Below are 23,860 nucleotides of genomic sequence, written 5' to 3' on the forward strand. Positions count from 1 at the left end.
TAATGACTCTTCAGTTTTCTTATGGCTTGGATATGGTTGTTTATTTCTGCCTGCCTGCCTGCCTGCCTGCCTGCCTGCCTGCCTGCCTGCCCGCTAGCCAACTGAGCCGAAAATTTGGGCGCGCTCAATCGCAGTGCCCTCCGTTTTTCGTGTTCGCTACCGTTGCTCGAGGAGGGATTCTGGCCCGGCCATCGAAGACCATTTGGATACCGGACATGCACTGAGCTAAGGCATCCGCAGATCACTCGTCCTGACTATCAGAAATTCGACTGATGTGGATTGCGTTCGCGCCATCGTCACCGGTCAGATACAGGCGCAGGGCAAAAAGTAGGTCCGGTGTATGGTCACCGTCGGGCTTTTCGATATTGATCTGCACCCTGCAAGACAAAGTGGCAGTTGATTTTGCAACGAGTTCACTCACTCGTTCGACGCTACGGGCCAAGGCCCTGGTTATCTTTTGATGAGGCTGGAGCAGCATCCTCAGTTGCGCATCCGCGGCTTCACGCGTGCGAAGCACACCCAGTAGGAGTTCAAGCAGTTCGGTGGTCTCGCGCATCCAGTTGACAGCAGCTCTGTCGTCATTAGCACTTTTCCTCCCAGGGCATGGACTGATTTGACTCAACACCAAGTTGAGGGACGTCAGAACCATTGTCATTTGCGCAGAATCGAACTGTTCAACGAAGTGCCGGTCTCTCCATATCGCGCAGGCAAAGGTACGGAGGACGCTTTCCGTGATGTCCCCCATGAGGCCCGAGAAAAGGGATCGCTGCCAGGGTTCATCCAGGCGTCCCAGTGCGAAGCCAATAGCTTGCGGATTGCGAATGCTGCCCTTCTCGAGTTCTCCGGCTAGGCGCTGGATGAAGGCACGTGGGACGTCTTTGTGCATGCAACACATCAACACGAGAATTGCGTTTTTTACCGATGCCGGAAGGTAGTTCTCCTCCAGCAGCGATACCAGATAGTCAATATGGATGCGAACTGCTTCGGTAAACACGCAGGGGCAGTCTATATCGTCGATGGAGCGACCGTCGCGCCATGTCTGGATGATGGGGTAGTACAGGGTTTTGCGGATTTGGGTAATGAGGTTCCTGCTGGTCGTTTCGTCGAACCGCTCCAGTGGTTCCATTTCCTCGTGATGTTTGCCTGCGACTCTTCGGCAAGAGTACTTACCGTCCTGTTCGTCGCGTTCGAATGAAATGTTGTCGCCGACGCTGAAGTCCGTGTATTCATATCCGTTCAGGAGATTTTTTTGATGAACAAACACTCTTTCTTGAGTGGTGGTGGTGGTGGTGGTGGTGGTGGCGAAAGTGAAATAGCCTCCGTTCTTGTCAGGGCGCCATTCCATGCTGATTACGCCCTTTGTCCTGGCTCTGGGGCGGATGTTGATATCCTGGTCTAACCGCGCGATCGCGCGGGTTATCCAGTCGAGCAGGTCGTTGGTTTCACTGCTGCCAGTTTTGGGCACATGGCGCAGATCGGCCCAGGCCATCGGAGCAGGATACTCTGGAGCCGGGGCGTCGGTGATCTTGGTACGCTGCCAGGTAGCTCGCACGTGCGCGAAGGCGCCATTGCGTGGGATGAACGTCAGTTGATAGGGATCGTCGGCCCCGTATTCGAAGGTTAGGTGGAGTACACAGTCGACACTTTCCTCCAATGGAAACGCGTACGAATCCAGGCGGGCCGAGTAGCCGAGGTCTTCGTTGCTGTCGCCAAGGAAGAGCGGGAACTGGTAGAACGGCCTCTTCGCCGGGAGGGTGAAGTCTTCCTTAACCTCGATCCTGACCGGTCTGCCACGGGTCGGAGTGACCGTTGTGCCGCGGGATACAAGCTGGAAGCGCTGCTGACGTCCTTCCTTGAGTGCCTTGATCGACAATTCAGGTATCTGGTCGCGCCAAAGCGGAATCTCTCCTGCACGCTGTTGCAGCGCATGGAAATGAAGGCCTCCGGATACCGGGCTGTCCGTCACGGTTATGGTGAATGCGAAGCCGCCGATGCGTGGATCCTGTTTCAGCAGCGAAGTATCGAGGGCGTCTGGCCTTGCCTGGCTGGCCGGTGGGTGCCATTGCTCCTGGTCGTCGATTGAGGCGATGGCACAGCCGGGTTCCGACTCCTGCCCAGGCGAGGCCGAAAGGATTACCGGAGGATGCCGCTCCCAGTAAAAACCTCTCGTTTCGGGGAGCTTGTCCTTAAGCGTCGGATCGAGTCTGGCGACCAGTCTCGTGACGCAGGTCGTGCCGCCGACGTTGTCGATCACTATTATCGGAAAGCCAGCGCTTACTTTCGAGTAGTCCACGCGTTGAATAGCGGCAGCAATACTGCGGGGCAGGGGCACCGCGTTCCGGAAGCGAGCATTGAGATTACGGCGGGCGACATCAATTTCGAAATCATTGAGGACATCGGGCACAAGCCAGATCAGCATGTCGTGCCTAAACAACTCATGCAGCCTGCCGGTGAAGGCGCGTGCAGCACGCTCCAGGTGCTCGGACGCGGCCTGGGAGAAGAAGAGATCCGACGGGAACAGGGTCGTCACCTGTGGATGCCGATAGATCGCGTCTGAGGTAAACAGGTCGAGTGCTACCTCGGTATCTTCGCCTTGCCATTGTTGCCATGCAAAAGAACCTGGCAGGTGCCTGGCCGTTTTCCCTGCGGCATAGCGAGGGGGGGAGGTCGCCAGATCGACGCAAACCGGTTCATGGATTTCGATCCTGGCGTCGCGCTTGATCTTTTCCGGTACCGACTGCATCGCGACGCTGTTGAACCAGGGGCGGATCCCGAAGGTATCGAAGTCGAAGAAAACCGGCATGTCCGCCAGGCAGTGACGGCCCTCGCTCCATATCCGGCTGTAGGTGATCCAGCGATGCCGGGTCTGGCGACGCGCGTGGACCTCGGACAGGTCGCGAGCGGTGTCATCCTCCAGGGTCTGCAGCCAACGCCAGGCGTCCCATACCCGTCGGTAATCGCGATGTGACAAAAGCCTGTTGTTGGGCGGCAGGTTCTCCCAGTTCCCGATGTCCCGCGCTTCTCCGGAGCGCAGCCAGGAGAGGATCGTCAACAGCAGGTCGTCCTGTCGATCATGGCGCTCGCCGCACAGCTCCAAGTGTTGCGCGAGACGCACCATGCATGCCTTGAACAGGCGGTTCTCCGGCAGGTCGACGGACTGGAACCGCCGAACACCTTGCAGATAGGGGTTGCCTGCGAGCTTTTCTCGCAGGTTGCGTCCGGGGCGATTGCTCAGCTTGATAAAACTAGTGGCATCGAGTTCGCGCACCGCATGGGCGGGCAGTAACGCTTGCTCCCGGCGAGGTGCCTCGTTGAGGCCGCGGACAAGCCGATCTACCGCCACGCGGCAATGTTCGGTAATGCGCCAGAGGCGGTCGCGGCACGGGGATTCTGCCTCGGGCGGTGAGTATCCGGCGATCCTGGCCAGAAATACTGACAGTGATTGCGGCAGCGCCTGCCCGCTCCTGGGGTCGAAGTCGACGGCATGGCAGAACCAGTCCGACTGCGCGAGAACCTCGCTGATGGCGGCGCTGTCTTGCGCCACGTTGCGGCGTACGGAGTCAAAGCTCGACAGGCGTTCACTGGTCATGGCCGGTGATTCTCCCTTTCCTGGCGTTTTCCTCCAGCGTCCTGCGCAATTCGTTTCGTTTCTCCGGGGGCTTCAGGTTCCAGACCCTGCGGCGCTCGTCCGGATCCGTCAAGCCTGTGTTGAACAGGGACGGCGGTTCTTCCAGGGTGTTTGAGGTCGGAATGGCGGGGTGAGCGTCGTTTTCCAGCACCGTTGGCGAATCAGATGCGCTGAGATAGTTCGCCGATTGCCAGATGAACTGGCCGTAGCCCAGCTCGCAGGCTATATCGAAGTCCTCGGTGAGGTTGAAGGGACGGCCACCGATGCCATTGACCAGTTGGTTGCGGATCTTGTCGAGGCACTCCGTCTTGCTCTTGCCGCGAGTGTCGATGCCACGCAGCTTGGGCATGACCTTCTGTACCAACTGGTCTTCGAATGCAGTATGCATCGCGTCGGCAAGTCGGGATGGGGACTTGTCATTCTTGGCCGCCCGGACCTCCGGGTAGTTGGCCATGTAGTACTCGATGGATTGCCATACCCGATGGCCAAGTGCCCGACCAGATACGGATAGTGCTCCATTCAACGCCTCGATGAAGGCCATGTACGGCTTTACTTCTTCTTCCGAGAAGCTGCTGCCCTCTGCCAGCCAGCTTTGCCAGACGGATTTGTGCAGCGCCGGGCCGCGATTGCACTCATCGAGCGGCAGCAATTTCAGGCGGCGTTTCAATTCGGTCGGCCGCGGGAAATTGACGATGATGGAGCGGTCCAGCACCTTGTCGGAAAGAGACTTGGTGGTTTCATCCTGGTTCATCGTTCCAGTCCACAACACATTCCGGCCCAGTGGTAGTTTGTAGGCTGGCATGCCTGCGCCGACCTTCACCGGCAGCCAGGGCACGTCGCTGCCCTTCCTGCCACGGCGCAGTTCGAGCTTGCTTAGGAATTCGGCAAAGTACAGCTCCGGGTGGGCAAGGTTCATCTCGTCGAGCAGGACCAGGCACATGGCCTCGGACAGGCCGGGGTAGTCCTCGCTCCAGGGCTTCTGGCTCTGTGCGAGGAAGCTCAGCACCGGTTGGGCGTCGAATTTGTTGTCGATTGAGTTGAAGAAGCCGAGCATGGACTCCTGCGAGTCCCAGTTTGGCTGCACCGACAGCGGCTCGAAGAAAATGCCGCCGAAGTGGGCGTACAGGCGCGGCAGTTCGGACTTGCCGGTACCGGAGACGCCCGAGAGCACGGTCAGGGGCGACCACTCTGCGGTCTTCAGGGCCGTGTGGAAGGCGTTGAGGATTCGTGGGTTGAAACTCAGGCCGTAGTGGCTGCACGCATTGCCGATACCTCTGAGCCAGGTCAGCTCGTCGATCTGCGCCTTCACCGGCAGCCTGGCTCGGTCCACGGCAAAATGTGGCCGTTCGATTTCCTTGTGCCGCGCCTCGACCTCGGCAGGGCGTTCATAGGCGGCCCGCAGCCGGTCGAGCTCGACTTGCGCTTCGTTTGCCGCGCCTTCGAAGATCGAAGCCTTTTGCATCAATGACTGGTTTTCCGCAGTGAGCTCGGAGTTCTTCCGGCGTAGCTGACCGACCTGTTCATACTCCGCTTCCCTGATCGCGACCTGTCGCTCAAGCTCATCCGCCCGGGCCTTGTGGGCCTTGGTTTCGCTTTCAAGCGCGCGGGCTCTGTCGCGCATCTCCTCGGTGGGCCGGTTGGCGAGCTCTTCGCGCAGGCGCTTCAGTTCATCGGTCTGGCTGTTCAGGTTTCGCAGGATCTCGGACGGGTCCGTGTCCCCAAGCTGGCGTTTCAGGAGCTCGAAAACGCCCAGCAGGTCGGCCTGTTTGGCAACGGTTTCACGTAGGCGCCGGTTGTCCTCGATGCAGGACTGCTTCTGCATTTCCAGCGACCGGCGCTCTTCCTCCAGATTGCTCTCGAGTTCGTCCGCGAATTTTTCACTACGCCGCCTGGCGTGCTCCTCGAGCCGCTGTTCCTTGCGTTCCAGGTTGCGCTCGGCGGCTTCCAGCTCCATCGCTCGCCCGTGCACTTCGCCCTGCAGGGCGGTCAATGCACCCTTCTGCCTTGCCAGTTCGGACACTTCTGCATCCAGTCGCGCGCGGGCCTCGTCCTGTTGCCTGGTCCAGGCCTCACGCTGCCTGCTGAGCTCTTCTCGGATGCGCTCGCGCTCGGCGTCGCCGGCGGCCGACACTTCCGACAAGCGTTTGCCCCGGAGATTGGCAAGTTCCTCTTCCAGCGCCGATAGCTGCTGCTCGCGGATTTCCGATATCCGGCGCTCGCCTTCGGCGCGCTTCTGGCGCAATTCCGTATTCAAAGCTACGCGCTCTTCGTCATGGCTCGCTGCGCGTTGCTGTTCGACGACCTTGAGCTGTTCTACCCGCTTGCTGAGTTCGGCGGCTTTTCTGGCGAGGGCCTCTTGCTGGGAAGCCAGCTGCTGCTCTTTTTCCTCCAGGATTTGCTGGCCCTTGGCAATAGCTGCTTCGCGGAGCGCGATTTCGGCGTCACGCAGCAAGTGCGCGGCGGCATCCTGCTTCGCGACGTCTTCCCTGCTCTCGGAGTGCTCCATTTCCTATACCTCGATCAATGTTTTGATGATTTTGTACGATGCCTCGCGCAGCTTCGCGACATCCGTGCTTGCCAGTGGCAGTGGTTCATTACCGTGCCCGCGTCTGGCGATGAGCGCGGCTACATCGTCGACAAAGGTCGGTTGGGTCGCCGCGATCGACTTTAGGGTCTGCTCGTCGGCCATCAGCAGGAAGGCGATCATGCAGGCCCCGAGCGACTGGCCGCTGCCTTGCAGCGTCTGGCGTACAACCGAAGCCCTCACGGTGTGCAGGCTTGACGGCAGTCGATGGCACAGGCCGGCCGCGTTGGCCTTGTCTTGCGCTACCTCGATCAGCAGCGCATCTGCCATGTCCGGTGGCAGCCAATGGTTCAGTGACAGCTCGAGGACGGACTGCACAGCCGCATAGAGGTCGCGGGCGAACGCCAGGGCATCGTCTCCCTCCTGCCAAGAGAGAAAGACCCGTTCCGCATGGACGAGCCGCTCCTTCACGTTCGTCCCGAGGCGATTGAATGCGCCGAAGCCAAACTCGTCCTGGATGCCAGCACGGGCATCCAGCAACACGTCCGCATAGGCGTCAGGGTTGCTGCTGGCGGTCGGCTCGCGGGAAAAGGCCACCTCCGGCACCATGGTCTCGATGATCTCGCGCACCAGCGGTTCTGCCAGCAACTCCGATTCCGGGGCGTCGGCACTGCCTTTCCCATGCCCCTTCTCGTCGCGTGCCTTCTTGATTTCGAGCAGGTGGCTGATCAGTGCGGGATCGCGCGCGGCCAGATGCCGCAAAGGATGAGAATCATCGTCCTGCGCGCGAAGGATGCTCAGGGCGAGCAGCGTTTCCAGCTCTGCCTTTCCCTCCTGAAAGTCCCGTAGCTTGCCCTCCCGAACAGGCCTGAAACCGGCTCCAGGTGGTAGCAGTCCAACCTCGCTGGCCGCGAGGCCAAGCAGTTGTGCGTGCTCCGCCTGCGGGGTGAGTTTCAAGCGCTGAATATCATTTTCGAAGGGGCGCCTGGCACAGGCATGGAACAACGACCACTCCACTGCGGCATAGAGCTGGGCGATCGAGCGGAACGCGGCGTTCGGCAGCAGCCGCAAGTTGCTGAGGAGCTTGGGGTAGCGCAACTGGTTGGAAGGAGTGTCGAAGGGTTCTTTTGCACGCTGATCGGGGGATGGCGAGCGTGGCTGACGCAGCGCTACCTTCCACTTGCCCAGCCAGTCCGCCGTACGTTCGTCCTGCTCTAGCAACTGTTCGAATGCCCGTTCAAGTATCAGTGAAAACCCGTTGCCGAATGGGTCTGCGATGCGGAACTCGCCGTCGCGTCTCTGAATGGCGATAGGGCAGTCCAGGTAGTACTGTTCCGGCTTCTCCATGATCACGATCTTGTGCAGTGCGGGCAATTGCTGCCCCTTCCCGAAAACTGCGGATCTACGCTGCATTGCTCGCGCCACCTTGATCACATCGCGCTGGGTGAGCGGTGCGGATCCGGTACTGATGGATCGAATCCTGTAGGCGGCCTGCTTCTGTTCCTGCTTGCACAATGGCTGGTTCTCCAGCAGTTGCATGAAGGGCAGGACCTGCCCGCTGACCCGTTCGCGAAACAGCAGTGCGGTCACAAATGCCGGGTTGTTGGTCTCACTTGCTGTGTTGCTATCGGACGCTTCGAGGACGCTGTTGAGATCGTCGATCAACCCTCTGTCCCGAAGGCGCAACAGAATGCTTTCGACCAGGTCGCGCGGAATGCACGTGTCCTCGGCCAGTGCATGTGAGGTCATCCTCCCAAGGGAGAGCAGACTGAGGATGACCTGCTCGAACGGGTTGAGGCTCAGGCCGTCTTCGTCAGGTCTGGGCAGGGTGATCCGGTAGGCATCGACGGGCCAGGACAGATTGCGGCGTCGGCCGATAATTGCCCCGAAGGGATCAGGGGTGCCGTAATCTAGAAGTTTCAACATTCCAGCACGACTCCTTGTTCGCGGCAGAGCTTATGGAAATCAACGAGCCCGGGAATGAACTCGGCTGCAAGATCGCCTTCCAGCAGGCTCGGGTCGCCGACCACCACCAGCAGTTTTTTTTGGCGGCTCATCGAGACATTCAGACGGTTGTAGAGGCAAAGGTGACCGAACAGTGATTGCGCTTGTTTTTCGCGATCATCGGTAGAGGGTTTCCACGACTGCGGCACGGTCCTCACCGTCGACAGGAAGACCACGTCGAACTCCATGCCCTGGAACGAGTCAACCGTACCGATACGCAGTCGCTTGTCATCGTCGCCGAGCGTGCCGAGTTGCTGCCTGATGTACTCGGCCTGCGCCTTGTAGAAGGAAATCACCCCGAAAGTCAGGTCTTTGCCTGCCTCGCAATTCATCCATGCGAGCAGTTGTTGCGCGATCACCGTGGCCTCGATCGGGCGAATCCAGCTGGTCCCACTGCGTCGGTGCTTGCCTTTTTCCACGGATACCTTCAACCACGCGGCGGGTTTTCCGCCGGTATCGGGAAGGGCGTGGGCAAAATTGACTGTTGGCCTTCCTGAGCTGAACTTCTCGGAGGGGTCGAAGCGCTCGTAGAAGTTGCGGCTGATGAAGTCGCCCAGCAGCTCATGCATGCGGTACTGCCTGTCCAGCGTGACCCGGCGAGTGATGTTGTCGCCTTCCTCCAGGGTTTTCAGGCGTTCCGAGAACAGGTAGTGGAACATCGATTTCTTCAGCCAGTCGGTTTCCGACGGGCCGTTTTCGCCGTCTTCCATCTGGCGTGCGACCTCGTCATCGATAATATGTGGCAGCTGGCGGTGGTCGCCGACCAGGATGATGCGCCTGCCCTGTGCCATCGGCACCATTAGGTCACGTGGCGAGACGCGAGCGGCTTCGTCGACGATCACGTACTCGTATTCCAGGCGCTGCTGGTTCAGGTTGGTGTCACCCCCCTTGATGCCTTTCTGGAATTGCATCCTGCGGTTGACACTTTGCTGACACGTCGCGGCGAAGGCAAAGCTGTAGTCGGATACAGCCTCCAGCATGGCGCGCGGATTGTTGTCGAGCTGGGACAGGAACTCCGCCAGCGCGGCGGACTTCCTGTCCCGGCCCGAGTGTCCCTTGAGTTTGATCTGCTCGATTGCTACGTCTGCCAGGACGACGATCTCGTCGTTGGCTTTCTCGATGCGAAAAAACGGGGGGGCGCTGAAGCGGGTGAGCAGCGTCCTCTTCAGTGTCGCCAACCGCTGCAGGAACGGCGGAAGACCATTTTCGTTACGCCACAGGCTGGCATCGTCGAGCAACGCAAGGTCCTCGCTGTCCAGCACCTCGCCGAGATCGGCCAGCGCGTCGGTGGCGCGTTCGGGACCGTCGTCAGCAAAGCTTTCCGGCCGGCAACGAAGGCGACGCACAACGTCGAGCCATTGGTGTTTGGTGTCATTGAGCTTTTCTTCCAGGCCCATTTTCTTTTGCAGGCTCTCGGCCTGACGTACCCGCTCCTCGCCCAGGACCGCAATGCCGAGCGCTGCGATTCGGGAGGCAAGGCGGGCGCCGAGTACCCGTGTCGGCGTCTGGAGGTATTGCAGGTACATGTGCCTGATCTCCGTTTCCTGTTCGATTTCGGCGATCTGCGGGTTGCGGTCACGCAATTCGGCGGCGAGCTTCCCACACCACTCACCGAGCCGCTCCTCGAATAGGCTGGCGTCATCCGTGGCTGCATTGGAGCGCTTGCCGAATTTCGGAACGGGAAGGCTGTTGAGCGACAGGCGCTCGATCATGTTCTCGACCGCGTCGTGCTGAAACCCTGTCAGCAGCACCTGGCCCTTGATGGCGATGCCACGCTTGTCCGCCATTTCGTTCAAACGCTCGAGAATGGCCGCGATGACCGTAGTCTTGCCGGTTCCGGGAGGTCCCTGGATAAGGGCGATGTCTGGGGTTTCCAAGGCACAGCTGATGGCATCCAACTGTTTTGGCGTGGGCGTGTTCTTGAAGACCTTGTTCAGGACGAACGCCGTCAGCGGCTTGACAGGTGACGGCCTGCGTGTCTGGGTAATGACGCCTTTTTCCTCTATCAGCAGGCCGACCTGGGGATTGGCGGCCCGGCCTTCGAGAATCATCCGGCGCGCCACCAGGCGGCGCTTGATCTGGGCAACCTCGCCTGCTAGGGAGAGGATGAGCATGCCCGACTTTTCCGGCAGCCTTTCAGTCTTGAGCTTGAGAGTGTTCGACGCCTTGTCGAACTCGCTCACCCCGTAATGCCTATTTCTGACCTGTGTTTCTTCCTGGGGGGGCGCGGGTTCCCGTTCCGCCGTGTGCTCGATGCCGCTGGCGAAATCCTTGAAGCGCAGGGCAGGATCCAGCAGATAGTCCGGAAGCTCCTCTACCCACCGGAGTTCGCCGACCTGGCCCTTTTCCAGGGCCTTGAGTGCGGCCTCGGAGGCTTGGGTCACGCGTACGGCCACGGTTCCGTCCCTGTTCTCGACGCTGCCGGCGACGTGCAATACCCCCACCAGGCGCGCCTTGTTCAGCAGCAGTTCACCTTCGAGATCGCCGAACTCATCCCATTTCCTCAAGTAACTGACGTGGTCCTGCGTCAGGGCTGTCATCTGGGCTTTGGCAAGGAGACGGATATGTCCGGTCCGGCTCCAGTCTGCGAAGTGAAGCTTGCCCTTGACCAGGCGTAGTGCACGGTCCGGATGCTTGCGGGCTTTGGTCAAGCGTGTGGTGAGGAAAATCGATTTGCCCTGGGGTAACGGCGTCTCTGTCGCTACGAAGCGCAATCCATTCCCGCTGATGCAGAACGAGTTGCTGCGGTTTGGTTGCTGGCTTCGAGCGGGCTGTACGGCGCTGGGCGCTGCGTCCTGGCTAGCTTGCGATTCCGGATCCGGCACCAGGTTGTTAGCGTCTGCTGCTTCCTTTTCCTGGACGGGGTCGGGCTTGAGCATCTCGTCGATGGCCGGACCTGCGGTCAGGAAAAAGAAGTCGCTGTCGCCTTGTCGAAAGCAGAAATGGCGCTCCAGCAGCTTGTAGAGTTGTTCACCCTTAGGACCGTTTCTGCGGCGCTCGATGTCTGCAATTGCTCGTTCGGCATAGTCGTCCACGCCGATTTCCAGTTCACCCATCTCCAGGCACGGGCCGGAAAAAAAGGCGATCTGCAGTTCCATGCTGCCGTCGGCAGCACGATTGGCCAGTTGCGCGAGCAGTGCGCGGCCAATGGCGAGTTCGGCGTTCAGCCGCCGGTTATCGATAGATGTGACGGTCTGCACCGCGATCATTGAGTCCTTTAGACGCAAGTCGAACTCATCGGGGCGCGAGAGATCGTTCTCTATCGAATAGACGGCCTGGTCGCGCCAATCTGCCGAGCCGTGGCCAACCGGTCGGACGCGGATGGTAAGGATATCGGCTGGTATGTCCTGGAACTTCATTGCACGCCCGCCTCGAAGGTGAAGGTCAAGCTATCGGGGAAAGCTGGGGTGCCTCGGACAGGACGTGCCGTCCTGGCGGCGAAGTCAAGGTCGACCTCGTACGCCTGCGTCTCGTTATGCTCGAATGAAAACGGATGGAAAAGTCGGTGCGGCAGGGCGAAATGCCGGGTGGTGGAGGGAATCACGATCTCGCCCCGCGATGTCTGGGCGCGGGCAAACGGCGCACGGGGTGCACCGCAATAAGGGCAGTTGTTGTGTTCGTCAAACAGGTAGCTCATCGTGCAGGCATTGCAGTGCAGCGAGCGGTCGAACGCCTTTTTCAGCTCCATCGCCCAGAGCGCCATGGTGGGGCGGCGATGCGGCTGTAGTCGCCCTGCCCCGAATGTTTCCTGGAAGAGCCGGCGAAGCCCATGCGTAGTCACCAGCGCACGCGGCAGCCCGCCAACCCCAGAGTTGGAATCATCCTTCGCGTCATCGATGAAGGGCAGATACCCCGCGTACGCCTGTTCATCCAGGTCGGCGGTCTGGCCGTCTTCATCTGGCTCGGAGTCCCAGCCACCGTTACCTTCCTCGGGCTCGAGCACTGCCTTGCCGATGAACGGATGGCAGAGTGCAAGGATCTTGAAGGCCATGACGGCAAATGCCCAGCAATCCGAGCGTGGGCGCGCGGTATCGATGCCCCGCACCACTTCCGGTGCACCGTAAGCCGGCGTGTAGACCGAGATACCTCCGCTGGCCAATTCAAATCGCAGGTTGTCGGCATCGATGAGCCAGACATCGTTCGATTGCGCACCGATGAAGGCGTTGTTGCTGGAGATGTCGCCATAGACGATGCCCGCACAATGCAGGCGGGCGAGGATGGCGGCGCATTCCGACAGCGCGAACAAGCGGCGCCGGGTCGAGCCCGTGCGAGCGTAATGGACGAGATGCAATGCCAAGTCCCTGTCAGGGACCTTCGCCAGCCATTCAGGAAGAATGAGTTGCTGTTCTTCGAGGACCTTTTTCGTCTTGCCGTCGAGATCGAAGACGCTGAAGGGCGTCATGTCGTTTAGCAGGCGCATCACGTAACCTGGCTGATCCCGCAGGATGGCCAGCGGTAACGACAGTGGAATGCGCGGCGGCAGGGGCAGCAGGCGGATATTCTTGAAGCGTTGAAGCAGGTCGCTGCTGGTGTCCGGCTCACCTTGGGGATTGAGCGGTTGCTTGATGGCCAGGTCCGCGTCCTTGGTGCGGAACACGACGCCTTGACCACCCCTGGCGAGCTCATCGGCAAGCGTATGGTGATTACCGTATTCGTCGCACAGCGGCGGTGTTCCTTCAGTCTTGTCCATGGTGAATCTCCTCGCGACAGAGACAGGCGATGGTCTTGTCGTCGCTGTGCTTTGGGGTGGGCCATTTTTCGAGCATCGCTTGAAGATGCCGGCTGGCGGTGACCGCGGCCAGCGAACGGTGCGCATCGATCAAGCCGGTCACGAAGCCGGGAATGTCCTCCAGGTCGTCCGCCACGCCGTCGGAGCAGAGCAGGATGGCCAGGCAATCCCGCTCCGGCAGCGAGGCGACCTGCCAGTCCCGTTCGGACACACGCTGGGAAAGTGCTGCCGTGATGTTGGAAAAGCCTTGCGACTTGTCGTCCGCCAGGGACATCACCGAACCATCCGACCTGATTGCGGCGACCAGGCCATCGCCCAGCATTCCCAGGTGGATCACGCCGTTTCCCGCCCGGAAGGCGAACAGGCACGTGGCGGCGCAATCACGGGGTTCGAGTGGTGCGACGAGAGACAGCCAGTTCGACGTAATGCGTTGTAGCAGGGGCGCCGGGTCGGCTTCGGTGCGGGAGCGGAAAGCCTGTGCTACAGCCTGGCAGGCTGCATTGCTGCCGAAACTGGAAAACGGCTTCGAACCGAGGCCGTCGGAAACCACGATGCCGTCTCCCTCGTCCCGGTGGAAGGCTGCCCATGCGTCCTGGTTGGGGAGGCCGGCAGCCATGTGCGCGGGGCCTGGAACGCTGGCACCGAAGCTCTTCCACAGCGTCATGCCGAGGGCGCTTCCAGCCACTCGTCCAGCGCAGCGAGCAGGTCCTCGGCAAGGAAAACGTCCGGACCCTTGAGCTGCGGATTGGCGTCCGCACCGATCTTGATGACGCGTACCGAGTCATCGGGAAGCCGCGACCGCCACTGTTTCAGGTGTCGGGCATCGGTGCTGGACCAGAAACCGTCGGTCAGCAGCAGTATTTTTCTGCTCGGTGAATCACCCAGCAGACGGGTCAGGGCGGTCGCACTGGAGGTGCCGCGGCACACCAGCATGTGTTCCGGGTAGTCGTCGGTCATGGTCCAGTCGTTGAAGGCCGCTTCGGTCCCCCAGGCACACAACCTCATCTGTTCCTTTCTACCCGCCAGAAGCATCCACTGGGCTATAGTCGTGACCACCGTCCTCGTGATGAATGGCTTGCCTCCCTCGCTCATACTGCCGGAGGTGTCGCACACCAGAAAGAGCGTCATACCGCCTCCCTGGCCAGCCTGGCGCGTGCGGCGATCCCGCTCATCAAGCTATCGAGCTGTTCCAGGAAGGAGCCGCCGCAACAAAGTGCCAGCTTCGCGTCGCTGATTTTCTTGCGCACTGAGTCCGACCTTGGAGGGAAGCAGCAGGCGACGATGCCGCGACCTTCGACCCCACCATAAAAGCGGACGAGGTTCTGCAGTTTCATCACTTGCTCCTGCGTGACCTTGCCCGCCTTGCACTCGACGATGTAGAGCGAATGCCCGTCGGTAAAGGTGACGTCGAACTCGTTGTGTTGCACGTCGCGATGGAATGAACCGTCCTGGTTAAGTTGCAGGGTGAGGTTGATTCGCAGGTCCCGGATGACGCCGCGCTCCTCGTAGGTTTTACACTGCAGATAGACGAACTCTTCGAACCAGCCACCGGACATGTATTTGGCGAAGTCCGCCCAATGCTTGAAGTGCAGGTTTAGGCCGTTGCCGACAACTGATGCCTCGGCTTCCCGAGTGAAGGCGAATACGAACCCGTGGCATTCGATGCGAAACGGTATCAGTGGCTCACCTCTTTGCAGGCTTCTTTCGTGTTCGTTGTTGTACCTGCACAATTCGGGGTAGGCGTCAGCGACTTTGCTCCGGTATTTCCACAGTGTCTTGGTCAGGCGGCGTCGGTCCGGCGATAACTCGTCCTGGGGCTCGACGGTCGACACTTTCAGGCCATCGCCATTGAGCAGCAGGAAGGTTTCAATCGAGTCGATGGGCCGGATGGTCTCCCGACGCAGGCTATCGACATAGGTCACGCGCTGGTTGCGGCTGTCGAAGTAGAAGGGCACGGCACCCAGTGCTCGGGCTGCGGAGAGCGCGCCCGCGAACATCAGCTTGGTGCCGCCGGTAAGGTTCACACCGATACGCGCGCCAGGCGGCAAGGTCCTGGCGTGGGCGATGATCCTTTCCTGCACGTCCTTGGCGTCCCACGGGTCGACCGGGAGTTCGTCGAAGTCCGCTTCCTGGATGAACGCGCCCATGCAGGTCGCCGGGAAGTCCTGGGAGTTCACGAACACATGCCGGTCCGAGGCGAACTGGCGGATGCCCAGCAGCGATGGCATGCGTTGCTCGCCGAACAGGTGATAGGTCACGGCGAACCCTTCGTGGGCATTGCCGATCGCCGCCTGGCTGGCGCCGTGGCGCTCCAGCCATTCGGCGGGCAGGGCAATGGCTTCCGGCGGTTTGCCGACAATGGGCGAGACGATGAGGCGTTTCTTCAGGTGAGGATGGGCCAGGGCCGCCAGTGCCCACATGAACGCCATGACCGGCGTGCCAGGGCTCAGGTACAGCGTCACGAGTTTCTCGCCAGCGGCCTTGGCGACGAAATCCAGGGCGCGCATGGCACAGGCGTAGATGCCTTCGGAGTCGTTCAGCTCGCGGAGCGTTTCGCTCTTCAGCGAAATGCGCGCCTGCCTGCCGAACCTTGGGAGTTGCGCCTCCAGCCAACGGGTGAAGTGCGCGTGGGCGGCAGGCGTATTGGCGAAAGTGGAGACGAAGTCGTTGGTAACGCCGCGATCCTGTTGCTGGTTGGCAGCATGGATCGCCGCCAGCCGTGTCGCCAGGTCCGCGCAGGTGGGTGTCGACACGTGATCCTGGAGGTCGTTTCGCGTGTAGCCAAGAATGACGATTTCGCTATAGTCCTCTGCCGCCAGCGCTGCGGCAATCGGACCTTCCGTGCTTTCGAATCCCAGCGACGCGCGAAAGTCCGTGATGCCATACCAGGTGAGTAGAAACTTCTTCATAGGGAACTCTTGGCGACGTAGGGGCGGAACCAGGTCGTTTCACTGGTCATTCGGTTCACCAGAACGGCCCGGTTGGGCTTTTCGAGACCTTTGAACTTGCCGATGCCGGCGGAGACCAGCGAGCCGGCGTCGTCTTCGCTCATGCAATACCCCAGGCGCAGTTCGAAGCACGAAAGAAGGTCCTTGCAGGTCGATGCGCAGCGCTGCCAGCGCTCGACGAAGGCGAATACGAACACCCCCTGGCGCGGGCCATCCTCGGCAATGCGCTTGAGCAGATCGCCGGGGGAGGGCGGCTCACCCGGCTTTGGGGCCCTGAAGGCGGTCTGTGGATGCAGCAGCTTTTCCGAATCGAGACCGTCGATGATCAAGGCGACGCGGCGACTGCCAATGGCGTCGGCGACCGCCTGCAACGGGAGTGCCGCGATGTCATCGAATACCTGTACGGGACTGCCCGGCGCGCGCGTGGCTGAGGTGAACCCGCCGATCGCGGTGACCCCACGAGCGTTGAAGTAAATGATCTCGTCGAAACGGTTGGATTCGACCAGACTGGACAGCGTTGCGTTGAGCAGGCCGTCGTGGATGGCATCGTTGTAGCCGCTGAACAGGACATTGAAGGCCGGGCGCTGGATGAGCGGAACCGTGAGCATCTCGGCGTCGAACGTCAGCTGTTGCCCGAGGAGCAGGGCGCCGTCTGGTGCGCAGACCTTCTGGTAGGTAGTGGCGCAAGGCGACTCAGGCAGGCTGGCGCCATTGAAGATCTTGGTCTTGTCCGCCATGCCCTGGCGCGCGGCATGCTGCGCCAGCGTGCTGATGTGTTCGCGGCAGATGTCGCTGTCTGCCAGGGGTATCAGGAACTTGACGTTGCCGGACCTGGCTCCGTTGGAATTGTTGATGATGCCTTCGGGCGGGCTCTGCAGCTCCGACGCGGCCCAGTTGTTCGCGCCCAGGATCATCGCCGAGTCTTCCTGGCCGCAGGCCAGGGCAATGCGGCAGCCCAGCTGGGTGATGATGCTGCCCAGAGACATGGCGTTTATGCCCTTGAGGGTCTGCGTGGCGAGCAGGACATGAATGCCAAATGAGCGCCCCTGCTTCAACAGTTGCGACAGGAATTGTTCTGCCGCCTCCGCTACCGGGCGTGTGCCGGCGAAGAGCACCTGGAACTCGTCGATGACCAGGAGGATCCTGGGTAGCTGCTCACCGGAGCTGGCGCGGAATTTGGCGAAGTCGGAGACCTTGTTTTCCTTGAATACGTGTCCGCGCCTCTGCAGTTCACCCACCAGGTGGCGAAGGACCGTGACTCCGTATTCGGGATCGCTTTCCGTGGCGACCAGCCGGGCATGGGGAAGGGGCGGGTCAGCATAGATGTTGAATTCCGTCGATTCCTTGTAATCCAGCAGGTAAAGGTCGACTTCCGCCGGCGAATAGCGCTGGCACAGGGAGTGGATCAGGACGTGCAGCAGGTTCGACTTGCCTGACCCGGTCTTGCCTGCGAGCAGTGCATGGTGTTCGGACGTCGTGGCACCGAGGACGAAGGAAGCGGGCGCGCCGGCGGCCGTCCAGCCGATCGGGATGTCGAAGCCTGCGCAGGTCGTGGCGCTCTTGGAGAAACCGGACCAAAGATCCTCCATGGACCGGCTGAAGCGCGCCTGCCGGGCGCACTCTTCGGCGAGCGCCGAAAGGTAGGGGCCAAGCTGTTCTTGACTGGGCCATTGCTCAGACGTGCAGCTCGATGAAAGGCCGTTGCGCGCGCCGGACGAGGTCGCGAACAGGGCGTCAAACGCTGCGACCGCCTGTGCTGCGGTTGCGCGGAATTTCTCGTAGCGCTGGTCCTGCAAGCGGTACTCGTCGATCGCGATGATCGGCAGGACGCCGCAGCGCGGGCCGTTCTCGCACAATCGTTGGAGGAACCACAGGCTTTTTTCGGACAGTTGCTCCGGCGCATCGAACAGCATCAGCACCTTGTACGCAAGACGGCAGTCGGGGTTCTTCGCGTTGTACGCAGACCAGTTGGCGGACTCGTCATTGAAGCGATGCTGGAGCAGTTCCTCAATGTCATCCGTCAGCCGGCCGAGCGCAGACTCGATCTCGTCCGCGCGCGTCAGCACCCGTTGTGCCGGAACCAGTTGCTCGACCTTGAGCAGGGGCAGGAACGGCTCGACCGATTGTCCCAGTCGCAGCGGATCGATGAACGTCAGCTCCAGCTGCGCCGGGGGCAGGGCAGAGAGCAAGCGCAGCAGCAGGCCGGATACCCACTGCGTGTGGCCCGTGTTGCCTTGGGAAAACGCCAGGGCGCTGGAGAACGGGAAGGGGATGGCGTTTGGCGTCGAACAGCAGAGATCCTCGAAGCCCAGTTGCCGGGAGCCGAGATACAGGCGCGCAGGCATTTCCGTGACCGCCCATGGCGTTGTAGGGACCAGATCCGTCAACGCTGGCTGTTCGCGGCGAAGCCGCCCGCTCGCACGCAGCGCGTCGGTGGCGATTCCCTCCCATTGCCGAACGAAGGCTGATCGCCAAGCCGTTGTCCGCTGGGCGCGGCTGGCGGTTGTCTGTCTTTCTTCATCAGCGAGCCGCCGTAGGGCCTCTTCCGTCGAGGCGGCCAGGGCGGTTTGCACATCTTTGCGCAGCCCCTGAAGGGTTTGCTTTCTCCGGGTCGCGGCCGCATCGAATTCGCGGTCGATGCGGGCGAGGCCTTCCTGATAGTCGGCGATGGCTTGCATGGCCCGTGAGACAATCGGGTCCGGATGCTCGGGCGATCCCTTCATGCGTCACGCTCCCCTTGCAGTGCGCCGACCCCTTGCGCTTCCTCGAGGAGACCGTCGATGGCCGTGACCTGACGCTGGTAGTCTTCGCTGAAACTGCGCAGGTAGGCGATGTTCTCTTGGATCGGGAAGAGCACTTCGCTGGCGATGGAGGTGCCGAATCCATCCCGCACCCCAGCGTTGAACCTGTTTGCGCAGGCCGCCATCAGTCCCATGACATCGTCAAACATCGGCATCTCCCGACTCATCGTCCATGGGGAGTTCCAGGACATGCGCATCGCTGGCGATTCCTGGAAGCAACGAAGCACAACGCTCGCCCGGCAGCAGGTAACGGGATTCGAAGTCCGGATCCTCGCGCCTGATTTCGCTCAGGAACCTCTGCCACCGCTCCTCGGACACGTCGATCGAGCGGCAGCCTGCAGTCAACTCCAGCAATTGCGCCGTGGCCTCGTCCACGTCATCCATGTCGCCGGTATCGACCGCGCGCTGCAACTGCTCCACTCCTGCCCGGACCTGTTCAAGGATGGCAGGCTCCACTACGGCAAATCGCACTTTCATGGCTGTTCCTCCTGGCTCTGGCGGATGAAATCAAGACAGGACAGGTCTATCTCGTTCTTGCTCGGCAGCATGCCTATCAGAGGCGAGCCCGCCTCGCGCAAGGCATTGCGCAGTTCTTTCTCTTTCTCGGGCGAAAGGTCCTTGATGTCCCGCGAGCAGAGCGTGCATTGCGCATCCGCTTGCTTGTGTCCTTCGGCCTGGAACACCATGTGGTCCTTTTGCGCGTAGAGGTACTGGGCCTTGCCGCACTTCACCTCCAACGCCAGCGAACCGCCCACCGGTGCCCCCATGCCCGGACCACGCCCCAGTACGACCGGGACGCGCAGGTCAGTTATCAGCAGGTCGGTCTTGGTGTACCGGCCGTTGTCGCCAACGAACGTCCGCCCTTGTGTCTCGATGCGACCACCCAGTGGCGCCAGGGCGTGGCGAGCCAATTGCTCACCGAATTCGCCGCACAGCTCTATGCGGATCTTGCGCACGACCCCGTTGCGCTCGACATCGCCTTTCGCGGCAACCCATTGCTCGCGGAACCTGTCGACCTTCGCCCGATACTCGGGATTTCGTTCGTACAGGTATTCCTGGAGCATCTGCCGATGCTCCGCCGACAGGTTCATTCGATCCCGCAGTACATCCGGTGTGACGACACCACCCTGTTTCACCGGGTCCCACTTCAGCCAGGAACGGAAGTCCGCAGCGACGGGATGGGTCGCGAGGTAGGCCTCCAGCGCTTGCTGGGCAGCTGAAAGGCGTGCAACACCGAGATCGATGGCCTGGCCGACGCAGAGAAGCCGTGCATTGCACTCCTGCTGCGCTTGCGCCAGTGCCTGCGCAGCCATCGAGGCCGCCTGCCTGGTCATTTCCAGACGACGTTCCATGGCCATTCGGTTCTTCATGGCCCGTTCGAGGTCGGCCCGTGCCTGCTCCAGCGCGTTGCAAGCCTGGTCCACCTCGGCCCTGGCCTGTTCAGCGCAGTCGTGCTCCCAGGAGCAATCAGGACTCGACCCGTCTTCGTCGAGCGGTTGGGCGATACAACTGGACAGCGAACTCTCGGCGGCGTCGAGACTGGCGTATGCGGTGTCCACGGCCTGCTGGGCGTCCTCGGACACCTGGGTGGCGTCCAGTTCCTGCTGCATGGCGTCGTCCAGCAAGCTCTCGCTGTGCCGGGAGGCGTTTTGAGCGTCTTCGTACTTGTGCTCTGCCAGGGCAACCTGTGCACGGCAGGATGCCTCCAGGCTCTCATGAACGGCCTGCAGGTCGCGCACGAGGTCTTCGAGATTTTTCACTTGCCCTATGGATACGAGTGCCATTGCCCTTGCTAGGTCCTCAGCTTTGAAGGTAGTCGCGCAGGCGCGACGCCAGGGCGATCAAGTAGGGCACCTGTTCTGTCGCGTTCGCATTGAACTGATGGAGTTGCTGGACGAGCATGTTGAACTCTTCCTCGAACTGGTAACGTTTCTCGTCCTGCCAGGTGTCACCGAGCGACTGGAAGGCGCCGTCCAGGGCGCCAACATTGTCGTTGAGCGAGTCGGTGAATCGCTGCAACGCCTGCGCGAAGCGCTCCAGTTCTTCCGGATCCCCGATTGCCTGTGCCATTACCAGTAGCCTCCGTCGTCTGCTTCGGGTGTGGTCAATACCGTTGCTTCCTGCCGGGCGCCGATGGTTGCTGGCTGGACATCGATCGAACTCGCCGGAGGTATGACGTTGGGTGTCTGCGACTTGGCGCGGAGGGTTACCGACATGGTCACGAACTTGAAGAAGTCCTTCAGTTGCCGGGCATTCTCTGCGAAGAAGAGCGGGTGCTGCGTGCCCTCGATGAATGCACCGAGCACGGCCTTGTCGGCGTCGGCACCGATGGCCATGGCCATGCGGTCGCATTTTGCGGAGCGGCCGTCGTTGACGAACTCGCGCAACGCGCCTTGCCAGCCCTTGTCGGGTTGTCCATCCGAGACCAGCACCACGGTCGGACGATAAGCGCGCGAGGGTACGACGTCCTTGTCTTCGATCATTGCCTTAGCCATTTCAAGCGCGACACCCAGTGGGGTCATGCCGCCGGCTGCAAGTGCCTCCCACTGAATGTCGTTGGTACTGGCCAGGGGTTGATGCAGCGTTACCTTCGAGCCGAACGTGATGATCGAGACCCAAATTTCAGTCTCGCTGGTCTCGTTGCCACGGAACACGTTGAGCATGTCGCGCACCGCGTCATTGAGGTTTTGAATCTTTTCACCGCTCATGCTACCGCTGACATCGAGCAAGAGAATGACCGGTAGTGGTTTGGCTTTGGGCGTTGTAAATTTTGAGGGGTCAAAGGGAGTGTTCAAAGGCAATACTCCTTAATCAATAAGGATGGATAGGGCGCGTTGCATATCGCGATGATTGCGTCGGAGGTTTGAAATATAGAGATATGCGTTGCAGAGGATCCTCTATGGAGGTACCTCAGTCTGCTTGCGTATGGCGCTACCACTGATGTGTGGGAAACAGTGGCCTGGCTGAGTGCGCGTATCCTGATCTGGCAGGATATTGTCCCTTGTTGCATGAGACTTCCTTGTTCTGATTCGTCAACTGGTAAACAGCTGCTCGACGCCGAGAAGGCCGATGTTACTCAACTGGGTAGCGATGTGCTATCCGTTTGTTGGGGCTGGCCCTGCCTGGTTCATGCGTCGATGAAGGTCTGACGCTAGGCATTAATGGAGCTCTAAGCGTCAGTACCGTGACGGTTTACTGGTCTGTCCCAATACCCACCCTGACTGGCGCTTCTAACCTGCTGTCCGCTCCTCCCGCTCTCGCTTCAATTCGCTGTACTCGCGGTACAGTTCGTAGCCCCTCTTGACGACAACAATGAAACCGATAACCGCAAAAAGATTCTTCATGTGCCCCTCCAGGTTCAAAAACGTTCATTGTCACTCAAGCCGTAGCAAGTACCCCAGTCGGCCCTCATCTCTGCGAGCGGTGTTGTTGTTGGGTATCTCATGATTCATCTTCCACTCCTTTGAGATCTTCAATCGAGTTGATAAGCATCATCTGGCGCTGCAACTGCTGCGCGTGAGCCCGTTCGGCGCGCAAGGCGGCACTCAACTCGCGGTTATGCATTACCAGCGCGTTATGTGCACTCAGCACACCCTCGAACTGCGCTTCGAGTTTCTGTCGCAGTTGAACGGGCTGTTCCAATTTCCATGCGCCCCAAATCAGCAACATGATGAGTGCGACCGGTACCAGCATAATCACCAGCGCTGCCTTCAGTTCCATTTGAGTACGCTCCTTGCCAAAGTCATTGAATGACGGAGCAAGGGTATGTAGCTTTTAACGACATATCTATGATGTTTACCTGTACAGGTAAAGTTTTCGAGCACAAGGGGACACAATGAAGCGGAAGCAGTCGATCACATCTATCCGTTGGGATCTGGCACTGCGTTATCGGCTGATCGAGACTGTCGCCTGGTGGGAAGGGAGGCTAACCACGGGGCACCTGATGCAGAGCTTCGGTATCAGCCGACAGCAAGCATCTAAGGACATCAACACGTACATCACCGAGCATGCGCCTAAAAACCTGACATATGACAGGCATTTGAAAGGCTATGTCCCCAATCTCAAGTTCGCGCCGAAATTTATCGAGAATAGTGCCAGTGCTTACCTGCACCTGCTGAGTGAGAACAAGGAACGGGCACCACACATCGATGGGCTTGCCCTGGCTTATGCGCATACCGAAGTGCTGAAGGTGCCGGATCGCTCCGTGCGGCCTGAAGTGCTCCGTCCCCTGCTGAAGGCCTGCCGCGAAGGACTGCGGTTGGAGTGTGAATACGTTTCACTCGCCAACCCGGTGCCGGAGACACGCCTCATCGCGCCGCATACCCTCATCTATACCGGGATGCGTTGGCATGCTCGAGCCTTCTGCGAGAAAAATCGGGACTATCGAGACTTTGTCCTTAGTCGCTTCCGTGGAGAGCCAGATGTACTCGACGTCTCCGAGCACGAGCGAGAACAGGATGCAGGTTGGTGCACTGAGGTGACGGTGATAATAGAGCCCGATCCTCGGCTAAAGCCTGAGCAGAAGGCTATTGTCGCTCAGGATTACGGCATGCAACGGGAGCAGTTACTAATTCCAAGTCGTGGTGCTCTGGTGCAGTACGTGCTGCAGCGATACCAGATAGACCCGAATAAGATTCAGGCTAAGGCTGCTGCTCAGCAGATTGTGGTAGCGAACCTGGAGGATCTTCAGCGGTGGATTTATCAATGACGGACCAATGTTAGGTTCTACCGTTTTAGGAAGGAAGCTCTCGAGTAAGCTCACATTGATTGGAGGGGGCGTTACACGCGAGCGTAGGTTGGTTCTGCGAGAGGTTGCTGTAGTCGGTGTCCTAAGTATCTGGGTTCTGGGTATCTGAGTCGGGTTTGGATGGCTTAGCGGGCTCCTTTAGATGTGTTGCCAGTTGTATGGGTGGTGAGTCCTGAATGAAAGATATGTCTGTAGTGGCCATTTGCGTGTTCGTAGTCAGAATACCGAAACTCGGCCAGGGACTTTTGCGGGGAATTGTTGAATACCGTCGGATAGAGTAGAGCATTGGCTGCAGCGAGCGCTCAAAATTATCCAATTAAAATCAATGGTTTATAAGGTCGACCTCCGGCATGGGGTGCAAGGGGTCGAGTGTTCGAATCACTCCGTCCCGACCAAAATACCCTAGAATCCAAGCACTTAGCGGTGCTTGGATTTTTTCATTTCAGGGCTTGCGCAACACTGGCGCAAAAGCTGCGCAA

The 23,860-nt window shown here is 60.1% G+C and carries 16 protein-coding genes; 1 reads left to right on the forward strand and 15 read right to left on the reverse strand.

Translation table 11 applies throughout. From position 1 onward, the window contains the following. Window positions 1-241: 241 nt before the first annotated feature. The 15 genes from FB481_RS11815 to FB481_RS11885 all read right to left on the reverse strand — a co-directional run bounded on the left by FB481_RS11815 (window position 242) and on the right by FB481_RS11885 (window position 22,354). Window positions 242-3,589, reverse strand: coding sequence for a DNA-binding protein (locus FB481_RS11815; protein ID WP_256662741.1), 3,348 nt, complete (start codon window positions 3,587-3,589; stop codon window positions 242-244). Beyond that, window positions 3,579-6,134: a chromosome partitioning protein ParA gene (locus FB481_RS11820; RefSeq protein ID WP_147176488.1), complete on the reverse strand. Its 2,556-nt coding sequence runs from the start codon at window positions 6,132-6,134 to the stop codon at window positions 3,579-3,581. Before FB481_RS11820 ends, FB481_RS11815 begins: the two co-directional genes overlap by 11 nt. Window positions 6,135-6,137: 3 nt before the next feature. Beyond that, window positions 6,138-8,078, reverse strand: coding sequence for a hypothetical protein (locus tag FB481_RS11825; RefSeq protein WP_178109871.1), 1,941 nt, complete (start codon window positions 8,076-8,078; stop codon window positions 6,138-6,140). Beyond that, window positions 8,072-11,515, reverse strand: a complete 3,444-nt coding sequence (locus FB481_RS11830) for a DEAD/DEAH box helicase (RefSeq protein WP_147176490.1) — start codon at window positions 11,513-11,515, stop codon at window positions 8,072-8,074. Before FB481_RS11830 ends, FB481_RS11825 begins: the two co-directional genes overlap by 7 nt. After that, window positions 11,512-12,846: a serine/threonine protein kinase gene (locus tag FB481_RS11835; protein ID WP_147176491.1), complete on the reverse strand. Its 1,335-nt coding sequence runs from the start codon at window positions 12,844-12,846 to the stop codon at window positions 11,512-11,514. Before FB481_RS11835 ends, FB481_RS11830 begins: the two co-directional genes overlap by 4 nt. Continuing rightward, on the reverse strand, window positions 12,833-13,549 hold the full coding sequence (locus FB481_RS11840; protein ID WP_147176492.1) for a PP2C family serine/threonine-protein phosphatase: 717 nt from the start codon (window positions 13,547-13,549) through the stop codon (window positions 12,833-12,835). Before FB481_RS11840 ends, FB481_RS11835 begins: the two co-directional genes overlap by 14 nt. Beyond that, complete coding sequence (locus tag FB481_RS11845; RefSeq protein WP_256662742.1) at window positions 13,546-13,890, reverse strand: hypothetical protein; 345 nt, start codon at window positions 13,888-13,890, stop codon at window positions 13,546-13,548. The genes FB481_RS11840 and FB481_RS11845 overlap by 4 nt, the downstream gene beginning before the upstream one ends. Before the next feature lie 119 nt (window positions 13,891-14,009). After that, window positions 14,010-15,794 (reverse strand): Card1-like endonuclease domain-containing protein, encoded by a 1,785-nt coding sequence (locus FB481_RS11850; protein ID WP_147176494.1) that lies wholly within the window; start codon window positions 15,792-15,794, stop codon window positions 14,010-14,012. Then, on the reverse strand, window positions 15,791-18,556 hold the full coding sequence (locus FB481_RS11855; protein ID WP_147176495.1) for an FtsK/SpoIIIE domain-containing protein: 2,766 nt from the start codon (window positions 18,554-18,556) through the stop codon (window positions 15,791-15,793). Before FB481_RS11855 ends, FB481_RS11850 begins: the two co-directional genes overlap by 4 nt. Then, on the reverse strand, window positions 18,553-18,783 hold the full coding sequence (locus FB481_RS11860; protein ID WP_147176496.1) for a hypothetical protein: 231 nt from the start codon (window positions 18,781-18,783) through the stop codon (window positions 18,553-18,555). The genes FB481_RS11855 and FB481_RS11860 overlap by 4 nt, the downstream gene beginning before the upstream one ends. Further along, entirely contained in the window at window positions 18,776-19,111 is a 336-nt protein-coding gene (locus FB481_RS11865) for a hypothetical protein (RefSeq protein WP_147176497.1), read from the reverse strand. Before FB481_RS11865 ends, FB481_RS11860 begins: the two co-directional genes overlap by 8 nt. After that, window positions 19,108-20,418 (reverse strand): hypothetical protein, encoded by a 1,311-nt coding sequence (locus tag FB481_RS11870; RefSeq protein ID WP_147176498.1) that lies wholly within the window; start codon window positions 20,416-20,418, stop codon window positions 19,108-19,110. Before FB481_RS11870 ends, FB481_RS11865 begins: the two co-directional genes overlap by 4 nt. A gap of 16 nt (window positions 20,419-20,434) precedes the next feature. After that, complete coding sequence (locus FB481_RS11875) at window positions 20,435-20,704, reverse strand: WXG100 family type VII secretion target (protein WP_147176499.1); 270 nt, start codon at window positions 20,702-20,704, stop codon at window positions 20,435-20,437. Further along, entirely contained in the window at window positions 20,704-21,429 is a 726-nt protein-coding gene (locus FB481_RS11880) for a VWA domain-containing protein (protein ID WP_256662743.1), read from the reverse strand. Before FB481_RS11880 ends, FB481_RS11875 begins: the two co-directional genes overlap by 1 nt. Before the next feature lie 646 nt (window positions 21,430-22,075). Further along, window positions 22,076-22,354 (reverse strand): hypothetical protein, encoded by a 279-nt coding sequence (locus FB481_RS11885; protein ID WP_147176500.1) that lies wholly within the window; start codon window positions 22,352-22,354, stop codon window positions 22,076-22,078. 115 nt (window positions 22,355-22,469) lie between these two features. Between FB481_RS11885 and FB481_RS11890 the strand changes: the two genes are divergently transcribed. Beyond that, window positions 22,470-23,342, forward strand: coding sequence for a WYL domain-containing protein (locus FB481_RS11890; protein WP_147176501.1), 873 nt, complete (start codon window positions 22,470-22,472; stop codon window positions 23,340-23,342). Window positions 23,343-23,860: the final 518 nt, after the last annotated feature.

The sequence above is a fragment of the Pseudomonas sp. AG1028 genome, from assembly GCF_007993955.1.
Classification (GTDB): Bacteria; Pseudomonadota; Gammaproteobacteria; order Pseudomonadales; family Pseudomonadaceae; genus Aquipseudomonas; species Aquipseudomonas straminea.

Excerpts from the sequence above, each read along its gene's own strand:
- FB481_RS11815 (WP_256662741.1), bottom strand. The coding sequence starts at position 3,589 with ATGACCAGTGAACGCCTGTCGAGCTTTGACTCCGTACGCCGCAACGTG.
- FB481_RS11820 (WP_147176488.1), bottom strand. The coding sequence starts at position 6,134 with ATGGAGCACTCCGAGAGCAGGGAAGACGTCGCGAAGCAGGATGCCGCC.
- FB481_RS11825 (WP_178109871.1), bottom strand. The coding sequence starts at position 8,078 with ATGTTGAAACTTCTAGATTACGGCACCCCTGATCCCTTCGGGGCAATT.
- FB481_RS11830 (WP_147176490.1), bottom strand. The coding sequence starts at position 11,515 with ATGAAGTTCCAGGACATACCAGCCGATATCCTTACCATCCGCGTCCGA.
- FB481_RS11835 (WP_147176491.1), bottom strand. The coding sequence starts at position 12,846 with ATGGACAAGACTGAAGGAACACCGCCGCTGTGCGACGAATACGGTAAT.
- FB481_RS11840 (WP_147176492.1), bottom strand. The coding sequence starts at position 13,549 with ATGACGCTGTGGAAGAGCTTCGGTGCCAGCGTTCCAGGCCCCGCGCAC.
- FB481_RS11845 (WP_256662742.1), bottom strand. The coding sequence starts at position 13,890 with ATGAGGTTGTGTGCCTGGGGGACCGAAGCGGCCTTCAACGACTGGACC.
- FB481_RS11850 (WP_147176494.1), bottom strand. The coding sequence starts at position 15,794 with ATGAAGAAGTTTCTACTCACCTGGTATGGCATCACGGACTTTCGCGCG.
- FB481_RS11855 (WP_147176495.1), bottom strand. The coding sequence starts at position 18,556 with ATGAAGGGATCGCCCGAGCATCCGGACCCGATTGTCTCACGGGCCATG.
- FB481_RS11860 (WP_147176496.1), bottom strand. The coding sequence starts at position 18,783 with ATGTTTGACGATGTCATGGGACTGATGGCGGCCTGCGCAAACAGGTTC.
- FB481_RS11865 (WP_147176497.1), bottom strand. The coding sequence starts at position 19,111 with ATGAAAGTGCGATTTGCCGTAGTGGAGCCTGCCATCCTTGAACAGGTC.
- FB481_RS11870 (WP_147176498.1), bottom strand. The coding sequence starts at position 20,418 with ATGGCACTCGTATCCATAGGGCAAGTGAAAAATCTCGAAGACCTCGTG.
- FB481_RS11875 (WP_147176499.1), bottom strand. The coding sequence starts at position 20,704 with ATGGCACAGGCAATCGGGGATCCGGAAGAACTGGAGCGCTTCGCGCAG.
- FB481_RS11885 (WP_147176500.1), bottom strand. The coding sequence starts at position 22,354 with ATGGAACTGAAGGCAGCGCTGGTGATTATGCTGGTACCGGTCGCACTC.
- FB481_RS11890 (WP_147176501.1), top strand. The coding sequence starts at position 22,470 with ATGAAGCGGAAGCAGTCGATCACATCTATCCGTTGGGATCTGGCACTG.